Origin of the sequence: Arthrobacter sp. UC242_113, assembly GCF_044054585.1 — a bacterium.
Lineage (GTDB): Bacteria > Actinomycetota > Actinomycetes > Actinomycetales > Micrococcaceae > Arthrobacter.
The window spans coordinates 2,325,710-2,337,907 of sequence record NZ_CP171968.1; the positions used below are offsets into that span (position 1 = coordinate 2,325,710).

The following is a 12,198-nucleotide window of genomic DNA, read 5'->3' on the forward strand; positions in this document are numbered from 1 at the left end:
ACTAGGTAGCAGTTGAGGGCGTTCCCAGCGCCGAGAACGCCCTGTTCTGCGACTCACTTTTCGCCGAAACCGTGGTGACCGGCATGGAGGAGTCCGGCGCGAAATTAATGCCGCTGGGTTCGATGCCCGCCATGACCAGCTGCGCTCCGAGCGCCGCCACCATCGCGCCGTTGTCCGTGCACAGGTCCAGCGGCGGTACGTGCAGGGTGATGCCGGCGGCGGAGCAGCGCTGTTCGGTCAGCTGCCGCAGCCGCGAATTGGCGGCCACTCCCCCGCCCAGGAGCACGTCGGTGATGCCCCGCTCCCGGCAGGCCAGGACCGCCTTGGAAGTGATAACGTCCACCACGGCTTCCTGGAATGCTGCGGCGATGTCCGCCACCGGTACGGGATCACCCGCTGCTTCGAACTGCTCCACGCACCGGGCCACCGCGGTCTTCAGGCCGCTGAACGACCAGTCGTAGCGATGCGGGCCGGGCTCCTCCGCGGTGCCCATGTACTTGGGCTGGGTCAGGCCGCGCGGGAGCCGGATGGCCTTGGCGTTGCCCTCGCGCGCCAGCCGGTCGATGGCCGGGCCGCCGGGGTAACCGAGGCCAAGGATCCTGGCGACCTTGTCGTACGCCTCGCCGGCGGCGTCGTCGATGGTGGAACCGAGCAGCTCGACGTCGTCCGTGATGCTGCGGATCCGCAAGATCTCGGTGTGCCCGCCGGAAACCAGGAGGGCGCCGAGGTTCTCGGGAAGTACTGGCTTTCCCGTGTTGCTCGTGTTGCCGGCGCCGGGCCGCGGGTTGAGCAGGCCGACGCCCACGTGGGCCACGAGGTGGTTGGTTGCGTAGAGCGGCTTGCCGGTGGCGACGGCGAGCGCCTTGGCCGCGCACACCCCAACCATCAGGGCACCGGCCAGCCCGGGACCGGACGTCACCGCGATGGCGTCGATTTCGTCCAGCGTCACGTCTGCCTCGGCCAGGGCCGCCTGCAGGGCTGGAACGAAGGCGTCCAGGTGAGCGCGCGAGGCAATTTCAGGGATGACGCCGCCAAACCGGACGTGCTCCTCCATGGACGAGGACACGGTGTTGGTCAGGAGATCGGTGCCGCGGACGATGCCTACGCCCGTTTCGTCGCACGATGACTCAATGCCGAGTACTAGCGGCTGCGAGCGGTTCATTTCTGGTCTGCCTCCGTGGGAGCGGTCGCGCCGGCGTGGTCGGCTTCTTCAGTCGGCACAGGCTGGGGTCCGGCGTCGTGCACTTTGTCCTCGTGCACTATGTCCTCGTGCACGATGTCACGGTGCACGATGTCCTGGTGCACAGCGAGCACGTCCTCCAGCTGAAGCCGCATGATCAGGGCGTCCACGCCGTCGCGGTAGTACTTTTTCCGCACGTGGATCTGTTCGAACCCGAAGCGGAGGTACAGCTGCTGGGCGCGCGGGTTGTCGGCGCGGACCTCGAGCAGGATGTCGGCTGCGCCGCGGCGCCGCCCCTCGGCGATCAGGTCGGTGAGGAGCGCCGTGCCGATGCCCCTGCCCTCATATTCGGGAACCACGGCGATGGTCTGGACGTCGGCGATCGGCTCCACGCACATCAGTCCCGCATAGCCGACGATGCCGTCCGGCGCCTCGGCCACGAGGTAGCGGCGGGTTTCCGGCTGGACCAGTTCGTCCCAGAACATCTGCAGCGGCCAGGCGTCCACCGGGAACAGCCGGACCTCAAGTTCGTGGACGGCAGGGATGTCCCCGGGAAGCATGTCGCGGATGGTCACGCCCGAGTCCAGCCGGCGGGGCAGTGCAGGCGCGTTGCCGGGTGCCGGGTTGCCGGGTGTTTCAGGCAGCAGGTTCACAGGGCACGCTTTCGGGGGCCGGGGACCTGCGCGTCTGATTCACGGAGGTAGAGCGGCGTGGAGTCCAGGAGCTCCTCGCCCGCTTCCAGCCTCGCCAGCGCAAACTGGCCCAGGTACAGCGCGTCAGGCTGTTCAGTGCTGAAGTCCGGATCTGCGCGGAGTGCCTCGGGGTAGAGCCCTGCGCCCGCTCCGTAGGCCGGGAGGTCGGGAAGGTCCGCGGCGAAGCCCACGTGCGGCCCGTCCATGAGCTTCGGCAGCTGTCCAGCAGCAAGGGTGTAGCGCGCCCAGTAGACCTCTTTGCGCCGGGCGTCCGTGGCAACGAGGAACTCGGCCGGCGCATCGGTGGACTCGGCCACCTCGAGGGCGACGGCGTCGAGGCTCATCATGCCGTGCAACGGCGTGTTCCAGACAAAGGCCAGCGTACGCGCAGTCGCAATGCCGGACCGGAGCCCGGTGAAGGGACCGGGGCCAACGCCCACCACGATCGCGTCGATGTCGGCGCCGGTCACCTCGGCGTCGGCCAGCAGCCGCTCGATTCCGGGCGCCAGCACCTCGGCGTGGCTCCTCGTGTCTTCGGTGGAAAAGCTGCCCACCACGCCTTCCAGGGCGTCGTCCGACACCAGCGCGGCGCTGGCCACGGCTGAGGTGTCAATGGCAAGAATGAGCATCAGGAGATTCCTTCCACAGCGAGAACGGGCTGTTCAGCCCAGCGCGGCCCGAAGCCGCGGATGATGATGGTGCGGGGCTCGTCGTCGTCCTCGGCCTCGAAGTCCAGGGCGCCGTTCCCGGTATGGTGGGCCGCGGTGGCGCCGCCCAGCTGGCGGTGCAGCTCCACCTCGAGCCGGCTCTCGGTCAGGTGCTCCACGCGGTCCCGGCCCCACTCCACCACGGTCACGGCGGAGTCCAGCGTGTTCTCCAGGTCGATGTCGTCGATTTCCGACGCCGATCCCAGCCGGTAGGCGTCCACGTGCACCAGGTCCGGCCCGCCCGGGCGCGGCCCGTCGGGGAGGTTGGGGTGAATGCGCACCAGCACGAAGGTCGGGGAAATGATGCCCTCGCGGACGCCCAGGCCCTCGCCGAGGCCCTGCGTGAAGGTTGTCTTACCGGCGCCCAGTTCGCCCGTGAGCACCAGGAGGTCCCCCGCCCGGAGCACCTCTGCCAGCGCCGCGCCGAGCGCGTGGGTCTGGTCCGCCGTCGCAACCGTCAGGGTCTGGACCCACAGCGGAGCGTTGCCGGTTTCCGGGGTGCCGCCGGTTTCCGGGATGCCGCCGGTTTCCGGGATGCTCACGGCGCCGGCGTCCCGGTTGCGGTCGGTTCACTTGCGGGCGCTTCGCCGCCCGGCGCTTCGCTGCTGGGCGATTCGTTGCTGGGCGATTCGTTGATGTAGGTGCGGGGCACGCGGGGGCTGATGCGGGTGACGATCTCGTAGTTGTTGGTGCCGGCGGCGCGGGCCCAGTCATCGGCCGTGGGGCCGCCGTCGGAGCCGTCGCCGAAGAGGACGGCCTCTGCTCCGAGGACGCTGTGGCCGCCCCGGGTCACGTCCAGCGGGCCGAGATCGATCACCATCTGGTCCATCGCGATCCGTCCCACCACGGGGTAGGTGACGCCCTCCACGCGGACGGGGCCGCCGGTGGCGACGCGGGGAACGCCGTCGGCATAGCCGAGCGGAATGAGCCCCAGCGTGCTCTCGCCGGAGGTGCGGTAGTTGAAGCCGTAGGAGACGCCCTGGCCCGAGTGCACGTCCTTGCAGTGGGACACGACGGTGCGCAGGGTCATCGCGGGGCGGAGGCCCAGTTCTTCGGAGGTTTGCCCCTCGAATGGCGAGAGTCCGTAGATTCCCAGCCCCGCACGGACGAGGTCGAAGTGCGTGTCCGGCCGGGACAGCGTGGCCGGGGTGTTGGCCAGGTGGCGTACTTCGGGGTCCACGCCGGCGTCTTCGGCGATGGCCAGCACCTCGCGGAACGCGGCGAGCTGGTCATCGGTTTCCGGGCGCTCGGGCTCGTCGGCCACGGCAAGATGGGAGAAGATGCCCACCACGCGCAGCAGCCCCTGGTCCTGGTACTCCACGGCTTCGCCCACCAGCCGGTCCCATACCTCGACGGTGGCGCCGTTGCGGCCCAGTCCGGTGTCCACCTTCAGGTGGACACGCGCCGGCCGTTCCTGTTCCCGGGCCGCGGCTACGATCTGTTCCAGCTCCCAGCCGGAGCACCCGATGTCGACGCCGGCGGCCACCGCCGCGCCGAAGTTGCTTTCCGGGGTGTGGAGCCAGGCGAGCAGCGGGGCTTCGATGCCTGCCGCGCGCAGCGCCAGCGCTTCGGAAATGTGCGCGACGCCAAGCCAACTGGCCCCGGCCTCAAGGGCGGCCCGCGCCACCGGCACCGCGCCGTGGCCGTAGGCGTCGGCCTTGACCACTGCCATGACCTTGGCCGGTTCGGCGGCCGCGGCGAGCCGGCGGACGTTGTGCCGGATGGCCTCGAGGTCGATTACGGCGGAGCGTTCATGGGCCGTCCGGTTGAAACCATGGGAGGTCCCGGCCGGGCCCGTTACTGCCGGGCGGTCTCCTGTTGCTGCTGGATAAATCACGCTATTGATTCTAGTGCTGGCGCTTCGGGCCGAATAATTGCCGGGCCGGCGGCACGGCGGGCACTCAGGCGTCCGAGAGGTGGGCGATGGTGGCTGCCGCGCGCCGCTGCGCCTGAAGAGGAACGTCGCGGACGATGTCGGCGAGGAAGGAGTAGCGCCGCAGCCACTGGCTGCCGCGGCGTTCCGGCCGGGCGTTGGCGCGCTTCCACCAGTCGGCAATGTCGCCCCAGCCCGGCGCCGCGAGGGACCCGCCCACCTCCTGGACTGCCAGCGCGGCGCAGAGGTTGGCGAACCGCAGCCGGTCACTGAGGGGCCACCCTGCCAGACTGCCGACGATGAACGCGGCCCCGAAGCAGTCCCCGGCACCGGTGGGATCATAGGCGGCCACCGGCAGGGAGGGAACCCACTCCTCCTCGCCGGTTTCCGAATCCACGGCCACGGCACCCTGCGCCCCGAGGGTCACCACCGCCACCGGAACCCGGTCCGCCAGGGAGTACAGCGCCGCCCAGGGATCGTCCTTGCCGGTGAAAGCCATGGCCTCGCGCTGGTTGGGCATGAAGGCGTGGAAATACTGCAGGTTCGCAAGCCGCGCGTGGGCCCACTCGCCGGTGGGGTCCCAGCCGACGTCGCCAAACAGCTTCACTCCCTCTTTTTGCGCCGCGAGCGCCCACGGCTCGAGTTCATGGCCGAGGTCCGCCACGGCCGCCAGCGCGCGGGGCGGATTCCCGATCAGCTCGGAGGAGGTCACCGGGGCCGGGTGCCCGTGCGTGACCATTGAGCGGTCGTGGTCCACGCTGAGGGATACGGTCACCGGCGAGTGCCAGCCCGGAATCCGGCGGGACAGGGACAGGTCCACGTGCTCCTGCCGGTCCAGGATCTTCCAGTTGTAGTCGCCGTAGCCGTCGTCGCCGAAGGCCGCCGCCAGCCCGGTCCGCAGGCCAAGGCGCGCGGCCGCGATGGCCTGGTTGGCCACGCCGCCGGGGCAGCTGCCCATTCCCTCGCTCCAGATTTCCGTTCCGGGCTCGGGCGCGTGCGGCAGTCCGGTGAAAATGATGTCCTGGAAAACGGTCCCGGCCAGCAGCAGGTCGAACTCGCCGGCCGCCTGGGAACGGATGGCGGAGAGCGGGTCGAAACGCCGTGCTGGATTCGCCTCCATGTTCGGCACATTACGCTGTGTACCTTGGCGTTGAAACCCCGCGATGTGGGGGTTGGAGTGCGACGGCGGGACTGCGGCGCCGCCGTTCAGGCCACGTTGCCGGCTGCTGCGCATAGACTCCTGCCATGCGGCTCATGATCGCCGGCGGCGGCGGATTCCGGGTTCCCCTCGTTTACCGTGCCCTGTGTTCCGGGCCCTATGCCGGCTTGGTCAGCGAAGTGGTGCTGTTCGACGTCGACGGCGGCCGGCTGGCCGCCATCGAGGCTGTGCTTCGGTCCATGTCTGCGCAGGTGAGTTGCACTCCAGACGGAAGTTCCGCCGTCGGGCGTTCCTGGCTTCCGCCCGCGGTGACATCCACGACGTCCCTCCCCCAAGCCCTCAAAGGGACGGAAATGGTGTTCGCAGCCATCCGCCCGGGCGGAACGGCCGGCCGTGTCGCCGACGAACGGGTGGCCCAGGAGCTCGGGCTGCTGGGACAGGAAACCACCGGCGCTGGCGGCATCTCCTACGCGTTGCGGTCCATCCCGGCCATGGTGGAGCTGGCCGCCAGCATGCGCACGCACTGCCCGGACGCCTGGCTGATCAACTTCACCAACCCGGCCGGGATGGTCACCGAGGCGCTGGTTCCCGTGCTGGGCCGGAAGGTGATCGGCATCTGCGATTCCGCCAGTGCACTGGTGCACCGTGCCGCCCGGGCGGCCGGGGTGCCGCTGCCGCCGGAAAGGCTCGACGGCGTGGGCTACTACGGGCTGAACCATCTTGGCTGGCTGTACCGGCTGGAAAGCGGCGGCCGAGATGTCCTTCCCAGCCTGCTGGCCGACGCGGATGCCCTCGCCGGTTTCGAGGAGGGCAGGCTGTTTCCGCAGCCGTTCCTGCGAGATCTGGGGGTGCTGCCGAACGAGTACCTGTTCTACTACTACGAGGCGGCGCGCGCGGCGGCGGGCATGCGGGCCATGGCCAGGACCCGCGGCGAGTCGATCCACGGCCAGCAGGCGGAGCTGTATCCGCGGCTGGCCACCGCCGGCGACGAAGCGTACGGCTTGTGGGATGCCGCGAGGCTGTCGCGCGAGGAGGGGTATCTGGCCGAGGCCAGGGCCGGCGGCGAGACGCGGAACCCCGAGGACCTTGCCGGCGGCGGTTACGAGCAGGTGGCGCTGGCGGTGATGCGGGCGCTGGCCGGGGGTGCCGGCGTCGACGGGGGTGCCAGCGTCGATGGGGCCGCGGCGGGGGCTGGGGCGGGGGTTAACAACGTCGGAGCCGGCGCCGCCGAGCTGATCCTCAATACACCCAACTCTGCTGGGCAGTCCCTCGACCCGGCGGGCGGCTCCCAGGCCGCGATTCCCGGACTGCCGGCGGACGCCGTCGTCGAAGTTCCCTGCACGGTCACGCCGGAGGGGGCAGTGCCCATTCCGCAGGCCCGGCCCGCCGAACCACAACTCGGCCTTCTGCAGCAGATCAAGAAGGTGGAGCTGCTCACAGTCCGTGCGGCTACTGCTGGCGACCGGGAAGCAGCGCTGGAAGCCTTCGCCGAACATCCGCTGGTCGGCTCGGCGGCGCTGGCCAACGCGCTCCTCACCGGCTACGAAGGCGCGTTTCCGGAGTTGCCCCGGTTGTGGCGGCGCTAAAGGCGCGCACGAGGCGGCGCCCACTGGGCGGCGGCAGGCACCCGAGCAGTTTTAGCAGGGCCGTGCTACATCCGCTGGCCGTCCTGGATGGCGTGTGAAACGCCACGTCGGGGGCGCTTGAACCGCCGCCGTTGCCGGGACGGTTCAGGAGTAGTGTTTTATCCGATGCGGTTCCAGCAGCACGGAGAGGAGGGAGGCTCATGTCTGTGATCAAGCGTGTGGCTCTTCTGTCGCTGCATACCTCCCCGATGGAACAGCCCGGTTCCGGGGACGCGGGCGGCATGAACGTCTATATCCGTGGCCTCGCCTCCGCCCTGGCCGAAACCGGCATCGAAGTGGAAATTTTCACCCGATCCACCGCCGCCGGCCAGCCCGCCGTCGAACATCCTGACCCCGGCGTCTGCGTCCACAACGTCCTGGCTGGACCGCCGCGCAAGCTCCCCAAAGAAGAACTCCCCGAACTGCTGCACAGCATGGTCGCCGAAATCGAACGCGTCCGCGCCCAGCAGCCGCACGGCCGCTACGACCTCATCCACTCCCACTACTGGGTTTCCGGCGTCGCCGGCCTCGAGCTCTCCGGCCTGTGGAACGTTCCGCTCGTGCACACCATGCACACCATGGCCAAAGTCAAGAACCTCCTCCTGAACTCCGGCGAACAACCCGAACCGCGCCGCCGCGAAGACGGCGAACACCGCATCGTTGACGGCGCCACCCGCCTCATCGCCAACACCACCACCGAAGCCGCCGAACTCGTCTCCCACTACGGCGCTGACTTCGACCACATCGACGTCGCACCCCCCGGCGTCGATCTCTCCGTCTTCACCCCCGCGTTCCGCACCCGAGCCCGCACCGACCACGGCATCAGCCCCGGCACCTTCCACCTGCTCTTCGCCGGCCGGATCCAGCGTCTCAAAGGCCCGCAGATCCTGCTCAAGGCCGCCGCCCTGCTCCGCCAGCGACGCCCCGACATCGACCTTAAACTCACCATCCTTGGTGCACTCAGCGGCGCCAAGGATTTCAACCTCAAAACCCTCATCAGCGCCGCCGGACTGGACGACGCCGTCACCCACCACCCGCCGGTCGGCGCACCGGAACTGGCCTCCTGGTACCGCTCGGCCGACGTCGTCGTCATGCCTTCCTACAGCGAATCCTTCGGCCTCGTGGCGCTGGAAGCCCAGGCCTGCGGCACCCCCGTGGTTGCCACCCGCGTCGGCGGACTCGCCCGCGCGGTCAGCCACGGCCGCACCGGGCTTCTGGTGGACGGCCACCGGGCATCAGACTGGGCCGACGCCCTCGAAGCCCTCCACGACGACGCCGACACCCGTCACCATATGGGCACCGCCGCCGCCATCCACGCTGCAAACTCCGGCTGGCAACGCACCGCCGCCATCACCCTCGACAGCTACCACGCCGCCGTCGACGAATATGCTTCCAGCCACCCCCTGGCCGCCATCTACGGGTCACGGCTCACCGGCTAAACACCTTCGGAAAGGACGACGATGTCTGACAGCACTTCCCTGAGCCATACCGGCCAGAGCAAGACTCCCCTAAGCGACCTGGATATTGCCCGCAGGGCAGTGCTCCGGCCGATCGAGGAGATCGCCGCGGCCGCCGGCATCGATGCCGGGGCCGTGGAGCTCTATGGCCGTTTCAAAGCCAAGATCGACCCCGCGAAGCTGTCAGCCCCGGCACCCGCTGGAAAAGTGGTCCTGGTTTCCGCGATGTCGCCAACGCCCGCCGGAGAAGGAAAATCGACCACGACGGTGGGACTCGCGGATTCGCTGGCGCGAGCGGGCCACAAGGTGATGGTCGCGCTGCGGGAGCCCTCGCTCGGGCCGATCCTCGGCATGAAGGGCGGGGCCACCGGCGGCGGGCTGTCCCAGGTGCTGCCCATGGAGGAGATCAACCTGCACTTCACCGGTGACTTCCATGCCGTCACGTCCGCCAACAATGCCCTCATGGCCCTCGTGGACAACCACATCTACCAGGGCAACGAACTGAACATCGACCCGCGCCGGATGACGTTCAAGCGGGTCCTGGACATGAACGACCGTTCCCTCCGCGAGGTGGTCATAGGTCTCGGCGGGCCTTCACAGGGTGTCCCCCGCCAGGACGGCTTCGACATCACCGTCGCATCCGAAATCATGGCGGTCTTCTGCCTCGCCACCGACGTGGCCGATCTCCGGGACCGGCTGGGCCGCATCACCTTCGGTTACACCTATGACCGGACGCCGGTCACCGTGGCGGACCTGGGCGTGCAGGGCGCGCTGACGCTGCTGCTGAAGGATGCGATCAAGCCTAACCTCGTCCAGACCATCGCCGGCACTCCCGCACTGGTCCATGGCGGGCCGTTCGCGAACATTGCCCACGGCTGCAACTCGCTGATCGCCACGCAGACCGCCCGCCGGCTTGCCGACATCGTGGTGACGGAGGCGGGGTTCGGGGCCGACCTCGGCGCGGAAAAGTTCATGGATATCAAGGCGCGGATCGCTGACGTTGCGCCGGCCGCCGTCGTGGTGGTGGCGACCATCCGCGCACTCAAGATGCAAGGCGGAGTGCGCAAGGACCGGCTGAAGGAGCCGAATGTCGAGGCCTTGGCCGCGGGCGTGGTGAACCTGCGCCGGCATGTCCGGAATGTGGAGCGGTTCGGCGTGACGCCTGTAGTGGCGATCAACAAGTTCCCCGCGGACAGCCTGGAGGAGCTCAACTGGCTGCTCGGCTGGTGCGCCGGCGAGGGCATCCAGGCCGCTGTGGCTGACATCTGGGGAAAGGGCGGGGGCGGCGACGGCGGCGACGAGCTGGCTGCCAAGGTCACTGCCGCGGTAAACGGGCCGTCGTCGTTCCGGCATCTCTACCCGCTGGACATGTCCGTGGAGGACAAGATCCGCACCATCGTCCAGGAAATCTACGGCGCCGACGGAGTGGACTTTTCGGTGCCTGCCCTGCGCCGGCTGGCGGACATCGAGAAGAACGGCTGGTCCGGGCTGCCGGTCTGCATGGCGAAAACGCAATATTCATTCACTGACGACGCCTCGCGGCTGGGGGCTCCCAAAGGCTTCACCATCCACGTCCGCGACCTCATCCCCAAGACCGGCGCCGGCTTCATCGTGGCCCTGACCGGAGCGGTGATGACCATGCCGGGCCTTCCGGCCGTTCCGGCGGCCATGCGCATGGACGTGGACAACGACGGCAACCCAATCGGCCTCTTCTAACCCCTCCTCACATCCCGCCGCTTCAACCCCACCCCTCCTCACATCCCGCCGCTTCAACCCCAACCCCTCCTCACACGTCATCGGCAAATCCGGACCTCTGCGGATGGTCCTGCCCACTCCTTCGCATTCCACGCTTGATCAGGCGGATGGCTCGCTCGAAGCCGTCAGCCAAATCCTTCTTGCCAAACACAACGACGGTCCACCCTGCAGCCTCGAATGCTTTGTCACGCCGCCTGTCGCTGAAGATTTGGGGCTCGAGAAGGTGGTGGTCGCCGTCGTACTGTATGGCCAGCCGCCGACGCCTGTATCCGAGATCGGCAGTCGGCCCAGTGGTCTTGTCCTCTCGCAGTGGCACCTGCAGCAGGGGCTCCGGAAGGCCCGCGTCCTCCATGGCGAGGCGGAGTAGGGACTCGGGCGCAGAGTCCGCTCCGACGCGCATCCGCTCGATCGCGGCACGCGCCCGGACCACTCCCTGAAGATTCGGATGGCGAGCGACGAGGGACCGCAGTCCCTCAAGCGTGTCGAACGGCTCGGTGCGGCCTTCGAATTCCGCTCTGGGAACGCGAATCAGTTCATCGCCCATGCAGACCAGTTCACTCTCCGACAGGCGTCTCGCCATATCGAGCCAGGTTCGAGACCTGCTGCTGATTCGGATGCCGTCGACGACTTCGACCTCACCGTCCGATACCAGCACGCTGTGCCCGATCACCCCTCTCCGACGCACTTCCGGCAGGGAGTGGGGTTTGCTCAGATGGAGCTCGGTCGAGTCCGCCAGCCAAGCCGGCAGGATCTGGCTTCGAATCCGAGCCGCTGTGACGTGCGAGATCCAGGCGCCGGGAGATGCCGTAGATAGTGCCCGTGCCGCGGCCTCCAGCTCGAAGCTCCAGGTCGTCGGGCGGTACAGTTCACGACTTACATGCGCGACGTCGGCCCGGCGCAGTCTGTTGGGTGGAACACCTGAGGCTTTCGCGGATCCCAGCGTGAACGGGGCAGGCACCAGGCTGACAGGAAGATCGCTTCGTATTTGCATACGGCATTGTTGCTCGAAACCGACCGGACTCGCAGAAGTTATCCACAGGCAGGGTAATGCGCCGATAAACAGCTGAGGACGGGATCGGCTTGAGGCGACGAAATGTGAGGATGGGTTCGGATGGAAGCGACGAGAGGTGAGGAAGGGTTTGGGGTCCGGCTACTACTTTGAGCCCGCTGCGGTCCCTGCTGGAGACGCCGCAGCCGTGTGCTGGTCAGCCTTGCGCCCAGCGTCCCGGGTGCGACGGCCCTCGCCGCGCCGGAGCGAAATGAAGATGACTGCGACGCTGAGCGCCACCAGCGCGGCAACATACAGGGCGGTCGGCAGATCCTCGGCCAGCAGGCGCGGAATCGCCCGGCCCGGAGCAGAAACGGCGAAGCTGAACGCCGCAGCTATGCCGATGTAGCTGCCGATCATGTTTCCCCTATGCGCCGGGATGTTCCGGCGAATCGCGCTGATCAACCCAAGGGTGACCGTCACGATTGTGAACGCGGACAGCCCGTGAAGCCAGCTGAAATGCCCGTCACTGACGATCCAGAAGCTGCTGAAACAGACGTAGTACATGGCCGCGACCCACAGGTGTCCCATGGTCCGGTGGATGCGGTCCCGGCGGCGCCGAAGGATCTGCACCGGGCCTATAGCAAGGACAAAAAGGGCCGCAATGACGTGGCTGGCCAGCAGTACGTTCCAAGACTCCATGCCTTTAGGATAGGAGCACTATCCAGTGAGTGTAAATCAAGATAGCCAGCGGCCCGGCAG

At 68.2% G+C, this 12,198-nt stretch carries 10 protein-coding genes and 1 pseudogene; 3 read left to right on the top strand and 8 right to left on the bottom strand.

Annotated elements, in window-relative coordinates:
- Position 1 precedes the first annotated feature (1 nt).
- The 6 genes and pseudogenes from tsaD to ACHMXB_RS10525 form a co-directional block, all read right to left on the bottom strand.
- On the bottom strand, positions 2-1,162 hold the full coding sequence (gene tsaD, locus ACHMXB_RS10500; protein WP_395398307.1) for a tRNA (adenosine(37)-N6)-threonylcarbamoyltransferase complex transferase subunit TsaD: 1,161 nt from the start codon (positions 1,160-1,162) through the stop codon (positions 2-4).
- Between the two features lie 158 nt (positions 1,163-1,320).
- A pseudogene (gene rimI / locus ACHMXB_RS10505) lies at positions 1,321-1,740 on the bottom strand (ribosomal protein S18-alanine N-acetyltransferase); the annotation flags it as partial.
- A gap of 89 nt (positions 1,741-1,829) precedes the next feature.
- Positions 1,830-2,501: a tRNA (adenosine(37)-N6)-threonylcarbamoyltransferase complex dimerization subunit type 1 TsaB gene (tsaB, locus tag ACHMXB_RS10510; protein ID WP_395398308.1), complete on the bottom strand. Its 672-nt coding sequence runs from the start codon at positions 2,499-2,501 to the stop codon at positions 1,830-1,832.
- A complete protein-coding gene (gene tsaE, locus ACHMXB_RS10515) occupies positions 2,501-3,097 on the bottom strand; it encodes a tRNA (adenosine(37)-N6)-threonylcarbamoyltransferase complex ATPase subunit type 1 TsaE (protein WP_395405231.1) in 597 nt (198 codons plus the stop codon). Before tsaE ends, tsaB begins: the two co-directional genes overlap by 1 nt.
- 20 nt (positions 3,098-3,117) lie before the next feature.
- A complete protein-coding gene (gene alr, locus ACHMXB_RS10520) occupies positions 3,118-4,416 on the bottom strand; it encodes an alanine racemase (RefSeq protein ID WP_395398309.1) in 1,299 nt (432 codons plus the stop codon).
- Between the two features lie 64 nt (positions 4,417-4,480).
- Positions 4,481-5,572, bottom strand: coding sequence for a carbohydrate kinase family protein (locus ACHMXB_RS10525; protein ID WP_395398310.1), 1,092 nt, complete (start codon positions 5,570-5,572; stop codon positions 4,481-4,483).
- Between the two features lie 125 nt (positions 5,573-5,697).
- On the opposite strand from ACHMXB_RS10525, the gene ACHMXB_RS10530 reads away from it, so the two are divergent.
- From ACHMXB_RS10530 to ACHMXB_RS10540, 3 genes are all read left to right on the top strand, one after another.
- Positions 5,698-7,197 (top strand): 6-phospho-beta-glucosidase, encoded by a 1,500-nt coding sequence (locus tag ACHMXB_RS10530; protein WP_395398311.1) that lies wholly within the window; start codon positions 5,698-5,700, stop codon positions 7,195-7,197.
- A 200-nt stretch (positions 7,198-7,397) separates the two neighbouring features.
- On the top strand, positions 7,398-8,675 hold the full coding sequence (gene mshA, locus ACHMXB_RS10535) for a D-inositol-3-phosphate glycosyltransferase (protein ID WP_395398312.1): 1,278 nt from the start codon (positions 7,398-7,400) through the stop codon (positions 8,673-8,675).
- Between the two features lie 21 nt (positions 8,676-8,696).
- On the top strand, positions 8,697-10,409 hold the full coding sequence (locus ACHMXB_RS10540; RefSeq protein WP_395398313.1) for a formate--tetrahydrofolate ligase: 1,713 nt from the start codon (positions 8,697-8,699) through the stop codon (positions 10,407-10,409).
- 70 nt (positions 10,410-10,479) lie between these two features.
- On the opposite strand, the gene ACHMXB_RS10545 is transcribed toward ACHMXB_RS10540, so the two are convergent.
- Positions 10,480-11,439 carry an endonuclease domain-containing protein gene (locus ACHMXB_RS10545; protein ID WP_395398314.1) on the bottom strand — a complete coding sequence of 320 codons (960 nt, stop codon included), beginning with the start codon at positions 11,437-11,439 and terminating at the stop codon, positions 10,480-10,482.
- 162 nt (positions 11,440-11,601) lie between these two features.
- Positions 11,602-12,138 carry a DUF2306 domain-containing protein gene (locus tag ACHMXB_RS10550; RefSeq protein ID WP_395398315.1) on the bottom strand — a complete coding sequence of 179 codons (537 nt, stop codon included), beginning with the start codon at positions 12,136-12,138 and terminating at the stop codon, positions 11,602-11,604.
- Positions 12,139-12,198: the final 60 nt, after the last annotated feature.